Consider the following 17,614-nt stretch of genomic DNA (forward strand, 5'->3'; position numbering starts at 1 on the left):
GGCAATTGCCGTGACCGCAGCGTCTCTCCTGACGTCCTCAGCCTCGAAAGCCGATAACGCAACAGGCCCCTTGTGGGAGAGGGCACCGAGAGCCGGGCACCAAATTCGATTGGGTGAGGGGTTACTTCCGCATCGAAAAGCCTCTCCGCGGAGACATACCCCTCATCCGGCGCTTCGCGCCACCTTCTCCCGCAAGGGGAGAAGGGAGAAGTCAGAGCCAGCGGCGCACTCCGCTATCCCACCCGCGCCCGCTTCGGCTCCACAATTTCGAACATCCTTGGAAACTCGTCCATCAGGCTCATCAGCTCGGCGAGCTTCATCGGGTTGCCTGACAGCTTGATCTTGCCGGCAGCCACGGCCTCCGGAAAGCTCGTCAGCTTTGCGATCACCTCGTCCAGCGTCGACCGCGCCAACGTGAAGCTGGCATCGGCGCCTTCCGCCTCCACGCCCTCGGTATAGGTCAGCGCCGAATTCTCCAGATTGAGCACGAACGTCTCGCCGGTATCGGAGAAGCGCCAGTTCAAGACGATGTGCTTGCCTTCCGCCTTGGGGCCGTTGAGGCGGATGCCGAGCACGTCCCAGAGCTGAGAAGTGCGCAGCGCGGCCAGCGTCTCGCGCGGCATCGGGGGACGCGCCGGCACCTTCGGCATGCCCTCGCGCAATTCCTGCGCGCCGAACAGATAGGCGTTGCGCCAGGTCGCGCTCTCGGCGGCATAACCGAGCTGCTCCAGGGTATCAGCCAAGAGTGCGCGCGCCGCCGCATTGTCGGGCTCGGCAAAGACGAGATGGCCGAGCACTTGGGCGACGAAACGGAATTCGCCTTTGTCGAAATCCGCAGCGGCACGCGCCAGGATCGCGTCCGCGCCGCCCATGTATTCGACGTATTTCCTACCGGACTCGACCAGCGGCAACGGATCGAGATTGACCGGATTGGCGTCGTACCAGCCGAGATATTTCTGGTAGATCGCCTTCACATTGTGCCGGATGTGGCCGTAATAGCCGCGGCCGTGCCAGGCGCCCTCCAGGCTCTTCGGCAGCTGGATCGTTTCGGCAATTTCGGCGGCGGTGAGGCCGTGGTTCATCAAGCGGATGGTCTGGTCATGCGCGAACTTGTAGAGGTCGCGCTGCTGCCGGATCATGGTGCCGATGCGCTCGCGTCCCCACACCGGCCAGTGGTGCTGGCCGCACATCGCCTCGGCCTTGCCGTCCCAGAGCCGCAAGGCTTCGCCCAGATATTTCGACCAGGCCAGCGCGTCGCGCACGTCGGCGCCGCGGAACGGCAGCAGATTGTGGAAATTGTGCGTGCAGTTCTCGGCGAGGTTCAGCAGCTTGTAGCGTGGGATGAAGAAGTGCATCTCCGCCGGCGCTTCGCTGTTCGGCGCCATCTGGAATTCGAACTCGACGCTGTCGATCACGCGCCTGTCGCCGGTCGCCATGATGAGGTCGGTCGGCCGCAACAGCGCGACCGAGCCTGCCGCCATCGACTTGCCGAGACCGCAATCGACCTGCCCGCGCACGCCCTTGGCGAGAAGAGGTCCGAACTGGTACTGCGCGCGGCGCAGCATCGCAGGCCCTGCGATGATGTTCTCGGAGACGGCGTGCTCCATGAACAGGTTCGGCGCGATGATCGGGACGCGGCCAGTGGCGAGCGCATCCTCCTCCAGCACGCCCCGCGCGCCGCCCCAATGGTCGGTGTGGGTATGGGTGAAGATGATCGCCGCGACCGGCCGCGCGCCGCGGTGCTTGACGTAGAGATCGAGCGCGGCGCGGGCGCCTTCGATCGAGGTCAGGGTGTCGACGACGATGACGCCGCTGTCGCCCTCGATCAGCGTCATGTTGGCGATGTCGAGGCCGCGCACCTGGTAGACACCGGGCACGACCTCGAACAGGCCGTGCTGCATGTTCAGCCGCGACTGCCGCCACAGGCTGGGATTGACAGTCGGCGGCGCCTCTTCAGCGGAGAGAAAGCCGTAGGGCTTCAGGCTCCAGACCGTTCGTCCCTGCGCCGTGGTGATCTCGGCGTTGTCGATCGTGCCGAGGAAGCCGCGCGCAGCATCGTCGAAATCCCGGGTGTCGGAAAACGGCAGCGCCTTCAGCATGGCATCATGCTGCGCGATGACGGACGGAGAGGCGCCCTTCGGCTCGTTGTTCGAAATGTCTGTCATCGAGCGGGCTCCCTGATCTGGTGAGAGCCATCTAACCGCATCTCGCAGCCGATTGCCAATGATGGAGGCACCGGGTGTCGCTTCCCTCCTACTGCACGAGGGTCACGCGCGGAGAGAGCCCCCTCACCCGGCTTCGCTTCGCGAAGCCACCAACAAGGGGAGCGGGTGCACCATCGTGCAACTCGCGCCGCTACATCCCCAGCAGCCGCGGCAGCCACAACGACAGGCCGGGCCAATAGGTCACCACCACCAGGAATCCCAGCATGGTCAGGAGCCACGGCCACACCGCGACCGTGAGCTCGGTGATACCCATCTTGGCGATGCCTGACGCGACATAGAGGTTGAGGCCGACGGGCGGATGGCACAATCCGACCTCCATGTTGACCGTCATCAGGATGCCGAAATGAATCGGATCGATGCCGAGCTTGACCGCGACCGGAAACAGGATCGGGGCCATGATCAGGATGATCGAGGACGGCTCCATCACGTTGCCCGCCAGCAGCAGCAGCAGGTTGACGAGCAGCAGGAAGCCGATCCACCCCAAGCCCTGGTCGATCATCCATTGCGCCAGCGCCTGCGGCACGTTCTCGTAGGTCATCAGGAACGAGAACAGCACCGCGTTGGTGATGATGTAGAGCAGCATCGCGGAAAGATTTGCCGACGACAGCAGCACACGCGGCACGTCGCGCAGCTTCAGATCCTTGTAGATGAACACGGCGACGATGAAGGCGTAGACCGCGCTGACGGCGGCGGCTTCGGTCGGCGTGAACAGGCCGCTGTAGATGCCGCCGATCACGATCACGATCAGCAAGATGCCCCAGATCGACTTACGGAACGCGTCGAGACGCTCGATGAAGGTGGCCTTCGGCATCCGCGGATAGTCGTTGCGCCAGGCGCGATAGAACGTCGTGGCGCCGAGCAGCGAGGCCAGCACGAATCCGGGCACGATGCCGGCGATGAAGAGCTTGCCGACCGAGCTGTTGGTCGAGACGGCATAGAGAACCATCGGGATCGACGGCGGGATGAGAATCCCGAGCGAGCCCGATGTCGTGATCACGCCGGCGCCGAACCGCTTCGGAAAGCCTTGCGCGACCATCGCGGGCAGGATCACCGAGCCGATCGCCACCACGGTCGCCGGCGAGGAGCCGGAGATCGCGGCAAACAACGCGCAGGCGACCACGCCCGACAGCGCAAGGCCACCGTACCAATGCCCCACCAGCGACGTTGCGAAGGTGATCATCCGCCGCGCCACGCCGCCATGGGTCAGGAAGTTTCCGGCGAGGATGAAGAACGGGATCGCCATGATCTCGAAATTCTCGATGCCGGTGAACAGCTTCAGCGCCACCGATTCCGTTCGCACGTCGGTCAGCGTGAACATGAAGCTGAGCACGGTGAGACCAAGCGCGATCGAGATCGGCATGCCCGTCAGCATCAAGGAGAGCAGAAGCGCGAATACGATGAGGACGCGCAGGCCCTGTGGCAGCGTGATGATGTGGCCTGCATGCGCGAAGCATATGGCGACGATCAGCACCGGCAGCAGCATCAGGATCCAGCCGAGCGGGCTGCGCTCGTCCCGGACGACTTGGCTGGGCGTGACCGGGGCCGGATGCACCGGATCCACCTCGACGCCTTCGACGCCGGCCATATCGTGATGCGGCAGCTCGCCGGTGCGGTAGAACGACCAGGCGACCTGCAGGAAGCGGAAGCACATCAAGCCGGAGCCGAGCGGGATGGTGAGATACACGATCCACATCGGCGCTTCGAGATCGTTGGACTGCTGGCCGGTCTGCCACATCTGGCTGACGAACGCGGCGCCGAAATAGGCGACGATGGCGGTGAACAGCGCGCCGCAGAGAAGGCCGAAGGTGATCACGCGCCGGCGCGACCCGCCCGGAAGGATATTGACCAGGACGTCGACGCCGACATGGATGCCGGTTCGCACGCCGTAGGCGGCGCCGAATTTCGCCATCCAGATGAACATGTAGATGCAGAGTTCCTGCGCCCAGGACAGGTCTATCGCGGCAAGCCAGGCGAATGTCGCGCGCGCGGGGGCGGCGAGGAAGGTCAGGTTGCGGGCTTCCGCCCATTTAGCGATGTCGATCGACAGCCCGGCGCCGTAGCGGTGCAGCACCGCGACGAAGATCAGCGACGTCGCAGCCGCGATCATCGTCGCAATCAGCCATTCCTCGAGATGATCGAGAAAACGATTCAGCACGCGCAGCAACTTTGTCCCCCGGGTTGGATCATTCATGCGCAACGGCCGGGAGCGATCACCCCCGACCGTTGGTAGTGTTCTTATTGGGCCGCAGCCGTCAGTTCATCTTGACGTCGAGTTCCTTGGCGACGAGGTCGAGCACCTCCTGCCCGACCCGCCCCTTGGCCCATTTGTAAGTCGGCTGCATCGCCTCCTGCCACGCCTTGCGGTCGGCGTCGGTGAGATAATGCAGATTGGTCTTGCCGGTCTTCTTGATCTCGGCCAGCGCCTCCTCGTTCTCCTGGCGCGCGATCGAATTGGTGTAGTCGGTCGCCTCTGCCATCGCCTTGTCGAGCTTGGTACGGATATCAGGCGGCAGGCCGGACCAGAATTTCGAGTTGACGATGACGGCGTATTGCAGATGCGCGTGATAGGACACGGTGATGTCCTTCTGCACCTCGTAGAACTTCTGCGTCAGATAGTTTGACGCGGTGTTCTCGCAGCCGTCGACCACGCCGGTCTGCAAGGCCTGGTAAACTTCCGAGAACGCCATGATCTGCGGAATCGATCCGAGCAGGCGGAAATACTGGTCGGCGATCTTCGAACCGGAGATGCGGAACTTGAGGCCCTGGAAATCGGTCGGCTTCATCAGCGGCCGATTGGCGGAGACCATGTGGAAGCCATTGTCCCAATAAGCGAGCCCGGTGATGCCCTTGGCCTCGAGCTTCTGGAATAGCCACTTGCCGACCGTGCCCTTCATCGCGTTGGCATAGGTCTGGTCGTCCTTGAACAGCCAGGGCAAGTCGAGCGCCTCGAACTCTTTGATGCCGAGCGGGGCGAATTTCGCGGTCGAGGGCGCAAGCATCTGCACCGAACCAAGCTGCAGCGCCTCGATCTCCTCCTTGTCCTTGTAGAGCGTGGAGTTCGGATAGACTTCGACCTTGACCTTGCCGTCGGTGTATTTTTCAGCGAGCTCCTTGAACTTCAGCGCGCCCTTGCCCTTCGGGGTGTCGTTGGCAACGACGTGGCTGAACTTGATGACAATGGGACTCTGGGCTTGGGCAATGGCGGGAGCCAAGAGAACAGCCGCGGCAGCGACCGCAGCAAGCAGCTTGCGCATGAAGGTACCTCCCAACAACTCTGAAATCGGGTTCTTTTTGTTTTTCAGGCCAGTAGTGGCAGCAATCCGCCACCCGAACAACTAGACCTAAGCCCAATTTGCCGAAGCCAAGCTAACTTGACGACCGCCGAATGCGCAACCCGGCGCCCGCGCGCGTCCAAGGGAACGAGCGCTTATGCCGCATTGCGGCAGTGCAATCAGCCTTTGCGCTGGGCAACCATGAAGAGGCGCCGGAACGGGAACAGCGTCTGTCCCGCCGCATTCTTCGGATAGGCCCTTGCGACGCGCATCCCATAGGCGGCTTCGAACGCGGCCTTCTCATCGCCTTGCAAGACATCGAGATAGCGCGTCAGCCAGGTCCCCTTGGTCCATTCCTTCACGGGGTTCTCGCCTTCGAGCACCTGCAGATATTCGGTCTCCCAGATGTCGATGTTGGCCGACGTCGGCGCGAGCAGATCGTGATAGAAGGCCGGCCCTTCGACAGGCGGCGGGGTGACCAGATGCTCCACCTTAGGCCGCCACGGACCATCAAGCGCAGTCTCGCCGATCAGCACATGCGAAGGCGCGAGAAAATTGCGCGGCATCTGCACCGCGAGCATCCCGCCACGCGCCACCTTCTCCATCAGCGACGGAAACAGTGCCGCATGATTGGGCAACCAGTGCAGTGCGGCATTGGAATAGATCAAGTCGTACTGCCCGGTAGGACTCCAATGACCGAGATCCTCATGTGACCATTCCACATCAGGCGCGGCCTTCCGTCCCGCGGCAACCATCTCAGCCGAGCCCTCGACGCCGGTCACGCGTGCATCCGGCCAGCGCTCCCTAATCAGTTTGGTGACGTTGCCGGCGCCGGCGCCGAGATCGGCGATCGCGCGCGGGGCAAAATCCGGAATACGCATCAACAGATCGACGGCGGGCCGGAGCCGATGGCCGGAGAACTTCAGATATTGCTGCGGATCCCAGACCATCTTCGATTGCCTCTTCCTTTTTCGGGTTTCCTTCGCCAGAGCTCTTGGTTACCACTGCTCGTCACGGTCGGGCAATTCGCAAGCCCCGGGACAGGGCAGGAAACGAACGGCAAAAAAGTAAAGCAACAACCAGGAGAGCGTGTGACCATGGAGCTCGGGCTCAAATCGAAAACCGCTGTCGTCACGGGCGCGAGCATCGGCATCGGCCGCGCCATTGCCAAGGGCCTGGCCGCCGAAGGCGTGCGTGTCGTCGGCGTGGCGCGCCGCACCGACCTCCTTGCCGCGCTGGTGAAAGAAGTCGGAGGCGGATTGATCACGCCGTTCGAGCAGGACGTGATGGCCAAGGACGCCGCCGAGAACATCGCGGCCTTTGCCGTGAAGGAGCTCGGCCGTGTCGACATCCTCGTCAACAATGCCGGCGGCAGCCGTCCCCTCCCCGTCGACGCGCCCGACAGCAAATGGGACGAAGCGATCGCGCTGAACTTCACCAGCTACCGCCGCATTACGCATGCGCTGCTGCCGCAGATGATCGAGCGCAAATGGGGCCGTATCATCAACATCACCGGCAAGTCCGAGCCAGAAGGCCTCAACGCCGCCTTCGCCGCCAAGGCCGCCGTGCACGCCTGGGCCAAGGGCCTGTCGCGCGAAATCGGCGCGCACGGCATCACCATCAACTGCATCCCGCCCGGCCGCATCATGAGCGAACAGATCCGCCGCAACTATCCGCCGGATTATCGCGAACGCTTTGCGGAAGAAGAAATTCCGGTCGGTTATTGGGGCGAGCCGGAGGATCTGGCGGCACTCGCGGTGTTCCTGGCCTCGCCGGTGGCGCGGTACATCACGGGTGCGGTGATCCCGGTGGATGGGGGATTGCGGCGATATCAGTTCTGAGGACGGTTGCTCTTGCCCACCGTCTGGGCACGCCGCTGACAGTCGGTCTGAGGATCGTCGGAGGCGAGATGTCCTGCTAAAGCGGAATGGCTTTAGGTTGAAACGGTTGCCGCGGCTCGTTCACCTCTCCCGCTTGCGGGAGAGGTCGGCGCAAAGCACCGGGTGAGGGCTTTCTCCTCTTGGGGATTGTCTCGTTGTGGAAGCACCCTCTCCCCGACCCTCTCCCGCAAGCGGGAGAGGGAGTGCACCTCCGTCGGCGCAGCGATTAAGCCTCACCTCATTATGCTCTAGCTGCGCATCCGGCGGCCGCATTGCCCCGGACCTCACGGTTTGACGTAGCTCCAGCCCTGCTCCTGCAGCTCCATGACGCGAACGACACCAGATTTGACGACGGTCGCCTGTGGAATCAGGCTTATGTCCTTGTTCTCCGCCTTCCGCATGTTTTCCTGGGTGTTGCCGCAGGCTTTGAAGGAGATTTCGGGATTGCTCATCGCGAGCGCCTCGATGCGTGGCTTTACCGGCGAAGTGTCATCGCGCAGCATGTGAAGGCCAGGACCAAAGGTGACGATCTCGATCGACACTGGTTCACCGAGATCGCGGTAGTATTGCGCGACGTTGGTCGCATTGTTGAGCGTGAGGTTCATCATCGCAGGGTCGTTGGAATTGACCTGTAATATCAGCTGATGCGGCTTTGCCACCTGAGCCAGCGCCGCCCTTGTCGCAGTGATTTGCTTGCTCGTGTGAGTCTGCCCCGGCTTGCTCACCTGCTTCTGCCTCACCGAATGCTTCGGATGGCTCGCTTGGCTCGTCGTGCTCGACTGCGGAATCAACTGATTGTCCTGCTGCGCCTGCGCGCCTGGTTCGACCAGAAGCAGCATCGCCAGGCCGCTGATGACTGCCACCGCCAACTTTGGATCGTTCATCTCGTGTCTCCCGTTCCCTGACCATCACCTTGCTGGTCTGGCGACGCTAAGTGGCCATTTGCATGCAACCGCCAATTTCTTGCGCACGTTTTCGAATCCGCTCAGCAGGAATTGTCCGTCTTGCGCTGGACCAACGCGGGTGAAAAGGCGCACAACGATGTGACCATCCTCGGGTAGCGAGCTCAGCAACTTTACGACGTCGCCCCCGAAAGCGACGCCGGAGCCGAATGACGGCGACGCCGCCGTGAGTTGCATTGGCGTGTCCGCATTCAGCCGAAAGGAGATGACGTATTCGTTGGCGCTCCGTGACAGCGCCGGTCCGGCGACTGTGACTTCCGTGCGGCCTCTGCGGCAGTGGATTGCGAGTTGCATCGCGCCACCATCCGAGCTGCCAACGGAGGAGGTGGTGGCGGTGACGACCGGTGAATAGTCGACTGGCGAGGTGGTCTCGCTGATCAGCCAGCCAGCGTGCGACGCCCGCCGCCCGGGCGGCGCACTCTTGCCTGACAGATCTTGCAGACATTCCAGCCGGGCTTGCCCCTCCATCGCCGAACAAGCCCGAAGTGTTTCCATGGGATCGCTCGTGCTTTGCGCGTAAGCGATTCCGCAGGCAATGTTCAAGACGACAGCTAGCGGAGGAGCGGCACTCTTCATGGCCTCGCCTGTACGCTGCGCGCCTTGCGATCCAGCCATTCCTGCGCGGCTTGGAAGCGGGTGAGTCCGGGGACGGATGCCGCGAGATTGATCGACTGCCATTTCGGATCGAATCCGGGTGCCTGCAGGCGGTCAATTCGCGAGAACAGGTACTCGACGAGGCGCGCCACGCGTTGATAGCGATTTGAGCGTGGCGCCCATTTGAACGCAACGAGCGCTGTCGGCACCGCGATGGTCGAGACCCGCTCACCCTGCCTGATCAGATTGGGATACTCATTGGCGTCCAAGGTCGCCGGCAGATAATAGTCCTCGAACTGCCTGTCGTAGTGGACCGGGAGGAACTTGAATCCAGCCTCCCAGCGCCCCCGTACGAAGGCATCGACCGGTTTTGATGTGATGAACACGACGGCCGACATCTCGCCTTTGCGCATCTGCTCCAAAGCCACCTGATGCGGGATGAATGTCTTGTCGACGTCAATGCCGAGGCGGCTGAAGATCAGCGGTCCGGAATAGGCGGCTGCGGTGCCCTGGGTATTGAAGTTCACCTTCTTGCCGGCAAGGTCCTGCAGGCTCGTGATCTCAGGCCGCACGAAAATGTGCAACTCGGACGGGAACAGATTGAGCAAGTAGGTGATGCGGTTTTGGATCTGCGGAACCTGAAGCTTGTACTCGTCGAGCGCGTCGGAATTGATGATGGCTGTATCGACACCACGCAGATAGAGCAGCGCATTCAGATTGTCGGTGGCGCCCCGGGTGACGATCGGCAGGAGATGCAGCTCTGCTCCGTCGTCGACGACACGGGCCATTTCTGCCGCGAGGCGGATCGGCGCGCCCTCGAGCAGGCCGCCGGCGAGCCCGACGGTCCAGGCGTTCATCCGGTCCTTTTCGCTCTCCTGAGAGAGCGGCCGTCGGACTATTTGTGCATCCGCCTTGGCGGTTCTTGCTGTTTGTGCTTCCAGGCAAGCCGGTTGAAGCAGCACGGCAATCGGCACCAGCGCGGCTAGCAGGAGCGACGAGAGCGACTTTGGCACCTTGCTCATGTTGTTTCTTTCCGGATTACCCACCGCAACCACTCGTCCCAGTCAAAACGCAAAAGCCCACTCTCAGTGATGCAATGCGTCCAGTCGTTCCTTGGCTTCGCGAATACCGCTCCTCTGTGCCTTCGCGTAGAGCTCTCGGGCCTTAGTCGCCTCGCCGCGCGTTCCATAGGCACCCCAGGCGGACAGAACCGCCGGATCATATGTCTCCGCGAGCATGAAGGTTGCCTGCGCAATGTTCTTCTCAGCGGCGAGCTCAAGTACAATCCGCGCTGCACCAATATTGCCTTGATCGAGCAACGCTCTGGCACGCGGGATCAATCGGGCCTCCACCTCGTCTTGCTCTGGACTCTTCGGCGGCTCCGCTGCGATCACGTTCTGCGCCGTCGACAAGATTGGGCCTTCGTTTCTTTGCTCTATCGGGACGCGCTCGTTGCGCGCCACCGAGGCGAGGTCTCTCTCCCGGGCTTCGGTCCTGCTCCGCTCCTGTTGCAGCGACTGCCGCAGTTCGGCGATCTCTCGGTTCGCTGCCTGTCTCTGCTGCGAGGCCGCATCGTTCGCCTCGCGCAATTGCCCGTTCAGGATTTCGATGTCCCGGCGCGTTTCCGCCAGTTTGCCCTCCAACGCAGCGGCGTGAGCCTGGACCTCCTCGAAGGAACGACGTTCTTGCTCAGCGTTCGCCGTTGCCGACCGCGCGGCGTCCGCCTGTTGCGCGAGGGCTGCGTTCCTTTCGCGCTCTTGCTGCAGGGACTGCCGCAATTCCGCGATCTCCCGACCGGCCGCCTCGCTTTGCTCCGCCGCCGCACCGTCGGCCGTGGCCGATCCGCGAGGCATGCCGGCAAGCTCGCTCGCGAGTGCCGCGGCGCGTGACTGAGCCTCGTAGCGCTCTTGCTCAGCGCTTGCCGCTACCGCCTGCGCGGCGCTCACCTGCTTCGCCAGGACGGCGCTCTTTTCCCGCTCCTGCTGCACGGACTGCTGCAGCTCAGCGATCTCCCACGCCGCCGCATCTCTCTGCTGCGCGGCCACCTCGTCCGCGTTGCGCGCCTGCGCGATACGCGTCTCGATTTCGCGGCGGGTTCCGGCAAGTTCGTCCGCGAACGCGGCGCTGCGGGCTTGCTCCTCTTGAAGAGACTGCCGCAGCTCCTCCGCGGTCATTTCCGCTGCATGCGTGCGCTGGACCGCCTCTTCAAGCTCCCTGCGCGCGCCGGCCAGTTCACCGGAGAGCGCGTCACTGCGCGGAGCGTCTGCGTCGAGCTCTTGTCGAGGTCCCACCGTGCTTGCCGGCACCGCCTGCATCCTCGTCATTTCGCCTTGAAGGAGTGCTAGCGATCCGGTCGCGATTTCAGGCCGCTGCTCGAGGCCGACGGCGCTCTCGTCGTCGATGCGCGTCATTTCCAGGGTCGTTTGTGCCTTGAACGGGTCGAACGCACCGAGCAGGGCCACGCCAACGAAGATGAGGGGGACCAGAATGACAGCCGCAACGAGCGAACTGCCCGATTTTGCCTCCTCCGGATCGACATCCTCGGCGTCGGGATTCCAGTGGGTCGGTGAAAAGCAGATCGGCGAGCCGTCCTTCGCAACCCATCTACCCATCTCGGGCGACCAGTGACCGACCTCAACAGCCCCCGCCGCATCTTCTATCGGAGCGTTCTCTCGCCCCCTCGGTGCAGTATCGATTGATCGGCGCATGGATCACGCCTCTCTCAAGAGCAACTCCAATGGAGCGATCACTTGGCCTGTTCGCATGGTTTCGGTACTCGATCAGAAGACGCGTGGATAATAATATTGCGGCGCGGCAAGGCGCTCAAATTATATATAAATTAACTAGAATTCATATAATTTTGCTCATATGCAAAAGTCAAATTAAATCGTCGGAGGCGTTCGCCGGTGTGGGCTGGACCCCACCCGCTCACGCACTTTCTGGCGAACAAAGGAAAACCCTTCTTTATGGGAGACCTGCAGCTGCCGCTCGAACTCCGCTCTCGAACCACTGACGGGACAGTGAGATGCGGTCCGCCTCGTGGCGGCATGAACGCTGGCTCCGCCATGACCGACAGCTCAGCAACGAGACCCTCGCTCAGGCCAATAGCAGGTCCTGATATGGCGCGAAGATGAAGTCTTCGGGCCTGAGCGCTTCCTCGCTATGCACGACCACGTCATTGCCGGGGCTGAACGTGATCGTACTCTCATGCGTTGCAGGATCGAACTGTGAGATGCTGAGATCACTGAAATCCGCGATGCCGAGGGCAGAGACATCGATGTGATCGGATCCCAAGTTCGACAGCGCCCGCCCAAAATCCTCGATCCTGTCGTGGCCGCTGCCGAAATTGAACACGAACGTATCGTTCCCCCCTTTGGCGAAGCCGAGCATCACCTGCGCATCGCCCGACATGTCGTCATTTCCGGTGCCGCTTACCAGCTTGTCATTGCCGCCGCTTGCGTAGTCGGACATCGACTGGGCATCGCCGACGAGAATGGTCTCGTAGCTGCCCGCCGGATGCGGATTGGGATCATCGCCGCCGACCAACGTGTCATTGCCGCCGTGCGCGTGGCCCGACATGGTCGATGCATCCCCGTACGCCTGATTGGCGAGCTGGCAGAAAACGTTGCCGCCGATATAGGTGTCGTCGCCGCCGGCGGCCTGATCACCCATATTGCCGCCGGCATCGCCGTAGAACGTGCTTCCGCCTAGACCGGTCTTGTTGAACGTGTCGTCCCCTCCGCGGGCCAGACCGGACATGTTACCGCCCGCATCACCGGCAAAGACATTGCGATCGACGGGTGTCGCATCGCTCGAGTCGTTGAACGTGTCGTTACCGCCGGCCGCGGAAGCGGACATGTTTCCACCGGCGTCGCCAAAGACGAAGTTGAAGGGATTAATCCCGCTCACAGCAAAACTATCGTTCCCACCGGCTGCATGGCCGGCCATGTCGCCTCCGGCATCACCATAGAGATGATTGTTGTACTCGAGTCCGCTCGCGGTGAAGCTGTCATTTCCGCCGCGGACATACCCGAACAGGCGTCCGCCGGCGTCGCCGAACAGGCTTCCGAATCCGGAGGTCAGCAATGTGTCGTTGCCGTCGACCGCGCGGTCGCGCAAGTTCACGCCGGCATCTCCGAACAGCATGTTGATCGGATCGGAACCGACCAGTGTTTGGGCTCCGCCGTGCTGTTGGCCCAGAGTGATCATCGTGGGGGATGTGGCGCTAACGTTTACAACGTCTCGTTTTCTAAATTAAATCACAATTTTTAATAAGATTGAATTATTCGATTAAATCAGGGCGGGCATTAAGACATCAAGATAAGAGCGGGGAACAGCGGTGGTTCAGCCGACGGTCCGCCTCACTCGATGACGCCAAATCGGACTTCACCCGCACTCCGCTAGGCAATCCTGCTTCATTGCACTGGATTTCACGCTGCCTGCCTGCGGTTACACGCCACAGCCCGTACATCGCATGGAATATAGGCTCGGCACCGCGAATATGCGTATCTGACCCGTGTTCTCGTCGCGTCTCGGAGCCGAGGAGTGACCGATGCGTATTGCATTGCCGTATCTAGGAATTGGCGTCTGCTTGTCTGTTGCAACCTGGCTGGCGCTGGGGCTTGTACTCTAGCGGCGGTTTCCCGCAGACGAATTCGGAAGCGACTTGGGCTCTCGCTCGAAATCACGATCCAACTGCGGTTTGATCCTTGCCACGCCCCCGGACCGCGGTCGGGCCACGTCTCTTCCCGTGCATGTCAGCTATTTCACACCTTGTGAATGATCCTGTGCTACCGTCATTATAGGTTTAAACTCTTTTTGTTTGCTCGCCCGACGTCGGTCATTTTTTAAAAGTCACAATTTAGGGGCGTGTCATGAGTACTCGTGGTCAGGTGTGCGACCGTATTGTGGTTCTGCGTCAACGCGTCTCGTCGCTCAGCTCTCAATTGGCAGAGCTTCAGAGCCTTCGTACCCGACTGGAAAAGGCCGAGCAAAGACGAATCCGCAGACGTTCAAAGGCCACTGGTATCTGGGCGATGCGGCGCCGATTTGGACAGTAGCGGCGAGTCGACAGCCGCAAGCCCGCTATCGATTGTCGATCAGACCATGACGCAAGGGCGTTGGGGTCGGCAGCTGGCGTGGCCGCGACGGCTGTCGCGGCGTCGACTGGCCGGGCGTTATCATCTGGCGACAACAGGCTGGAGGATTCGAAGCCGAAACCGGGACAGACACACGTGTCCAAGTCCCTGCCTCCACCACGCGCTCATGCTGGTGCTTCCGAGTGCCGTGCCACGATGGCATCCTGCCAGTGTTTTGCCCGACGAGACTGAGCAAGAATTACTGGTTTTGGCGGAGTCAGGCCGGTGTGGGCGACCGATTGCGATCGGAGGCGGGTGATTGATCCAGAAGGCCTCTGGAGCAAGCTGGATGCCCTGCAGGAGGGCTGCGAGGGTGCCTCGGCCAGGAGCGAGCGTCTTTGCGAGGGCGGCCAGAAACACGTCTAAGCCAAGAATGTTGAGCACGCGGGTAAAGTTGTAGCAGCGCGCCATCAGGTTCCACTCACCGCGGACCTTATCGAAGCCGCGGACCAGGAAATGACGATAGCCGGCGCGGCATTTGAGCGTGCCAAACGGATGCTCGACGATGGCAAAACGACGGCGCATCAGCTCGCCTGCACCCTGCATCCGCGCGCGATGACGTTCAAGAACGCCTTCATGCTCCCAGCGACCGATCGTCCGGTAGGCCGCGTTCGACGAGAGACACTGGACCTTGAGCGGGCAGGTCCTGCAGATCGCTCCGCGCGCCGCATAGCGGATCTCGATGCGGCCGCTGGTGTTCTTTTGCCTGCTCTTCATCGGATGTAGCGGTTGGCCGGCAGGACAACGGTAGGTGTCGGTTGCGCCATCATAGTTGAAGTCCTTGAGGGCAAAGCGGCCTTGCTTCTCGAGCCGGGCGTTGCCCTCCGGCACCGGCACATAGGGCGTGATGCCATCGTCTTCACAGGCCTTCAGTTCGCGACTGCTGTAATAGCCCTCATCTGCCAGCGCCTGCAGGGCCCCGACCTCGAGAGCCTCTTTTGCCGCCATGGCCATCGCATGTAGCTGGCCGACATCGCTGCTGTCGTTCACCACCTCGCTGGCGACAATGAGCTTGTGCTTGTCATCGACGGCGGTCTGCACATTGTAGCCTGCGACGCCCTGGCCGCTCTTGACCAGAAGCCGGGCATCCGGATCAGTCAGGGATAGCTGCGTCGCGCCATTCTCTTCCAGCCGAGCAAGGTCGCCTTGTGCGCGCAAGCGCTTCGCCAGCAGCGCCGCGATCTTCGCACCGATGTCGCCGCCACCTCCGCCGCCGCCATCGGGGCCATCCTTGCCCGGCTTCTTGGCTTCCGCGGCATCATTGTCCTCAAGGCACTTGCCGTAAGCCTCGATCTCTTGGTCCAGCTTGATGATCTGATCGGCAAGCCGTTTGCGCGTAAAGATGCTGGCCTTGCTGGCGTCGCCATGGAAGAACGAGCCGTCAATTGCAACAACGCTGCCGCCGACAAGACCAAGCTCGCGCATCAGCAGCACGAAGCTGCGGTTGGCTGCCTTCAGCGCCGCCCAGTTCTCTTTGCGGAAATTGCCGATCGTCCGATAACCCGGCTTCAGATTCCTCAGCAGCCAGATCAGTTCCAGATTGCGGCCGGCCTCCCGCTCCAACCGACGCGACGACCTGATTTGGTTGATGTAGCCGTAAAGGTAGAGCTTCAGCAGATCGGCTGGATCGTATGGCGGCTGGCCGACCTCTTCAGCCTTGCGATCCGCATGGCGAAAGCCGAGCTTGGCAAGGTCGAGGACACGAACGAAGCTCTCAATCGCCCGGACGGGGTTGTCCGGTCCGACATAGTCCTCAATCCGAGCAGGAAGCAGGCTGGCCTGGTCGCGGCTCTCGCCGGTCTTGAATGTGCGATTCGTCATGAACAGAATCGTACATCAACTCACCAAAATGCCGAGTTCTTGCTCAGTCTCGACGGGTCAACTTGATCGCAGCCGCGAATGTCGTCGCAACGTGGCTCGAAAAATCCCTTATCGATCAAGGGGGCTTCTACTGTGCATGGGGTTGTTTTTCGAGTTTTGATTCGATCGTGGTGACCAAGGGCCGAAAGCAGGCGGACCGGCTCGCTCGCCTTGCCACTTTCCGCGTGTGTCCGGCATCGGCGCATACACAGCATGCACGCATAAGCCTGTGGCCGGCCAACGAGCCGTAGTACACGGCGCATAGCCGCCGCCGGAGCAACGCGCCAACGCAATGACAATCACGTTACCTGCCGCCGCGCGCGAACCCGACCATCCCATCGCCGACGGCCTTCCGGCCGCGCAACGGCGCTGGGCCATCGCCGCGATCTTCACTGCGCTGGCGATGGCCTCGCTCGACACCGCGATCGCCAACATCGCCCTGCCCGCCATCGCCGCCGATCTGCATGTCACGCCGGAGCAGTCGGTCTGGGTGGTCAACGTCTACCAGATCGCACTGGTGGCGACGCTGCTGCCGCTCGGGGCGCTCGGCGAGATCGTCGGGCATCAGCGCATCTATCTCGGCGGCCTTATCCTGTTCACCATCGCCTCGCTGTTCTGCGCGGTGGCTTGGTCGCTGGAGAGCCTCCTGGTCGCGCGCACGCTGCAAGGGTTGGGGGCGAGCGGCATCATGAGCGTCAACACCGCGCTGGTGCGCTTCGTCTATCCCGGGCGGATGCTCGGCCGCGGCTTCGGCCACAACGCGCTGGTGGTCGCGACCGCCTTTACCTTCGGGCCCTCGATCGCCTCCGCGATCCTGGCGCTCGGCCCGTGGCCCTGGCTGTTCGCCATCAACATCCCGTTTGGCCTCGTCGCGATCGGCATCGGCTTTGCGATGCTGCCGAAGACGCCGCGCGCCGATCACGGCTTCGACTTTCTCGGCGCGATCCTCGCCGCCGCCTGTCTCGGCCTGTTCATCACCGGCATCGGCAGCGCCGCGCACAATCTGTCGCCGATCGTCGTGGGCGTCGAGCTCGTCGCCGCGCTCGCGCTCGGCTTCATCCTGACGCGGCGCCACGCCGATCATCCCGCGCCGATGCTGCCGATCGACTTGTTCAGCCGTCCGATGTTCGCGCTGTCGGCGGCGACCGCGGTGTGCTCCTTCGCAGTGCAAGGCCTCGCCTTCGTCTCGCTGCCGTTCTATTTCGAGGACGTGCTCGGCCGCTCGCAGGTCGAGACCGGCTTCTTCATGACGCCATGGCCGCTGGTGGTCGGCATCATGGCGCCGATCGCAGGCCGCCTGTCGGACCGCCACGCGGTCGGCTTGCTCGGCGGCATCGGGCTCGTGCTGCTCGGCCTCGGCATGGCGCTGCTCGCGACGCTTCCAGCCAACCCCGCCATCGCCGACATCATCTGGCGGATGGTAATCTGCGGCATGGGGTTTGGCTTCTTCCAGGCGCCGAACATGAAAGCGGTGATGTCGAGCGCGCCGCCGCATCGCAGCGGCAGCGCCTCCGGCATCGTCGCGACCGCGCGCCTGACGGGACAGACCACCGGGGCCGCACTCGCCGCCTTGTGCTTCGCGCTCGCCGGACATGACGGTGCAACACTGGCGCTGGCGCTCGGCGCCGGCTTTGCGGCGCTCGGCAGCGTGATGAGCTTTTTGCGGCTTGCGGTGAAGTAAGC

The 17,614-nt window shown here is 62.4% G+C and carries 12 protein-coding genes and 1 pseudogene; 2 read left to right on the top strand and 11 right to left on the bottom strand.

What is annotated here, in order from left to right:
- Window positions 1-233 precede the first annotated feature (233 nt).
- The 5 genes and pseudogenes from P6U29_RS29595 to P6U29_RS29615 all read right to left on the bottom strand — a co-directional run bounded on the left by P6U29_RS29595 (window position 234) and on the right by P6U29_RS29615 (window position 6,447).
- Window positions 234-2,165, bottom strand: coding sequence for an alkyl/aryl-sulfatase (locus P6U29_RS29595; protein WP_407113895.1), 1,932 nt, complete (start codon window positions 2,163-2,165; stop codon window positions 234-236).
- Between the two features lie 190 nt (window positions 2,166-2,355).
- Window positions 2,356-3,597: a TRAP transporter large permease gene (locus P6U29_RS29600; RefSeq protein WP_407119449.1), complete on the bottom strand. Its 1,242-nt coding sequence runs from the start codon at window positions 3,595-3,597 to the stop codon at window positions 2,356-2,358.
- A 306-nt stretch (window positions 3,598-3,903) separates the two neighbouring features.
- Window positions 3,904-4,416: pseudogene (locus P6U29_RS29605) on the bottom strand (TRAP transporter small permease); the annotation flags it as partial.
- Between the two features lie 61 nt (window positions 4,417-4,477).
- On the bottom strand, window positions 4,478-5,479 hold the full coding sequence (locus tag P6U29_RS29610; RefSeq protein WP_407113896.1) for a DctP family TRAP transporter solute-binding subunit: 1,002 nt from the start codon (window positions 5,477-5,479) through the stop codon (window positions 4,478-4,480).
- 197 nt (window positions 5,480-5,676) lie between these two features.
- Complete coding sequence (locus tag P6U29_RS29615; protein ID WP_407113897.1) at window positions 5,677-6,447, bottom strand: methyltransferase domain-containing protein; 771 nt, start codon at window positions 6,445-6,447, stop codon at window positions 5,677-5,679.
- Between the two features lie 147 nt (window positions 6,448-6,594).
- Here P6U29_RS29615 and P6U29_RS29620 point away from each other — a divergent pair, with 147 nt between their 5' ends.
- Window positions 6,595-7,338 carry an SDR family NAD(P)-dependent oxidoreductase gene (locus P6U29_RS29620; protein ID WP_407119450.1) on the top strand — a complete coding sequence of 248 codons (744 nt, stop codon included), beginning with the start codon at window positions 6,595-6,597 and terminating at the stop codon, window positions 7,336-7,338.
- A gap of 323 nt (window positions 7,339-7,661) precedes the next feature.
- Here the strand turns inward: P6U29_RS29620 and P6U29_RS29625 are convergent, their stop codons facing one another.
- From P6U29_RS29625 to P6U29_RS29650, 6 genes are all read right to left on the bottom strand, one after another.
- Window positions 7,662-8,261 (bottom strand): hypothetical protein, encoded by a 600-nt coding sequence (locus P6U29_RS29625; protein ID WP_407113898.1) that lies wholly within the window; start codon window positions 8,259-8,261, stop codon window positions 7,662-7,664.
- Window positions 8,262-8,285: 24 nt separating this feature from the next.
- The gene (locus tag P6U29_RS29630) at window positions 8,286-8,834 is read right to left on the bottom strand and encodes a hypothetical protein (protein WP_407113899.1); all 549 of its coding nucleotides are present in this window, start codon (window positions 8,832-8,834) and stop codon (window positions 8,286-8,288) included.
- Window positions 8,835-8,911: 77 nt separating this feature from the next.
- Window positions 8,912-9,955: a TAXI family TRAP transporter solute-binding subunit gene (locus P6U29_RS29635; RefSeq protein WP_407113900.1), complete on the bottom strand. Its 1,044-nt coding sequence runs from the start codon at window positions 9,953-9,955 to the stop codon at window positions 8,912-8,914.
- A gap of 63 nt (window positions 9,956-10,018) precedes the next feature.
- A complete protein-coding gene (locus P6U29_RS29640) occupies window positions 10,019-11,545 on the bottom strand; it encodes a hypothetical protein (RefSeq protein ID WP_407113901.1) in 1,527 nt (508 codons plus the stop codon).
- 484 nt (window positions 11,546-12,029) lie between these two features.
- Window positions 12,030-13,142: a calcium-binding protein gene (locus P6U29_RS29645; protein WP_407113902.1), complete on the bottom strand. Its 1,113-nt coding sequence runs from the start codon at window positions 13,140-13,142 to the stop codon at window positions 12,030-12,032.
- Window positions 13,143-14,113: 971 nt separating this feature from the next.
- Window positions 14,114-15,892, bottom strand: coding sequence for an IS1182 family transposase (locus P6U29_RS29650; RefSeq protein WP_407113903.1), 1,779 nt, complete (start codon window positions 15,890-15,892; stop codon window positions 14,114-14,116).
- A 331-nt stretch (window positions 15,893-16,223) separates the two neighbouring features.
- Between P6U29_RS29650 and P6U29_RS29655 the strand changes: the two genes are divergently transcribed.
- Window positions 16,224-17,612 (top strand): MFS transporter, encoded by a 1,389-nt coding sequence (locus tag P6U29_RS29655; RefSeq protein ID WP_407113904.1) that lies wholly within the window; start codon window positions 16,224-16,226, stop codon window positions 17,610-17,612.
- The last annotated feature ends 2 nt before the right edge of the window (window positions 17,613-17,614 follow it).

The sequence above is a fragment of the Bradyrhizobium sp. LMG 9283 genome (genome assembly GCF_045571415.1).
Classification (GTDB): Bacteria; Pseudomonadota; Alphaproteobacteria; order Rhizobiales; family Xanthobacteraceae; genus Bradyrhizobium.

Bases quoted from the DNA above. Each gene is read 5' to 3' on its own strand.
- P6U29_RS29610 (WP_407113896.1), bottom strand. From the start codon at position 5,479: ATGCGCAAGCTGCTTGCTGCGGTCGCTGCCGCGGCTGTTCTCTTGGCT.
- P6U29_RS29615 (WP_407113897.1), bottom strand. From the start codon at position 6,447: ATGGTCTGGGATCCGCAGCAATATCTGAAGTTCTCCGGCCATCGGCTC.
- P6U29_RS29650 (WP_407113903.1), bottom strand. From the start codon at position 15,892: ATGACGAATCGCACATTCAAGACCGGCGAGAGCCGCGACCAGGCCAGC.
- P6U29_RS29655 (WP_407113904.1), top strand. From the start codon at position 16,224: ATGACAATCACGTTACCTGCCGCCGCGCGCGAACCCGACCATCCCATC.
- P6U29_RS29625 (WP_407113898.1), bottom strand. From the start codon at position 8,261: ATGAACGATCCAAAGTTGGCGGTGGCAGTCATCAGCGGCCTGGCGATG.
- P6U29_RS29595 (WP_407113895.1), bottom strand. From the start codon at position 2,165: ATGACAGACATTTCGAACAACGAGCCGAAGGGCGCCTCTCCGTCCGTC.
- P6U29_RS29635 (WP_407113900.1), bottom strand. From the start codon at position 9,955: ATGAGCAAGGTGCCAAAGTCGCTCTCGTCGCTCCTGCTAGCCGCGCTG.
- P6U29_RS29600 (WP_407119449.1), bottom strand. From the start codon at position 3,597: ATGCTGACGGGCATGCCGATCTCGATCGCGCTTGGTCTCACCGTGCTC.
- P6U29_RS29630 (WP_407113899.1), bottom strand. From the start codon at position 8,834: ATGGAAACACTTCGGGCTTGTTCGGCGATGGAGGGGCAAGCCCGGCTG.
- P6U29_RS29620 (WP_407119450.1), top strand. From the start codon at position 6,595: ATGGAGCTCGGGCTCAAATCGAAAACCGCTGTCGTCACGGGCGCGAGC.
- P6U29_RS29640 (WP_407113901.1), bottom strand. From the start codon at position 11,545: ATGGGTAGATGGGTTGCGAAGGACGGCTCGCCGATCTGCTTTTCACCG.
- P6U29_RS29645 (WP_407113902.1), bottom strand. From the start codon at position 13,142: ATGATCACTCTGGGCCAACAGCACGGCGGAGCCCAAACACTGGTCGGT.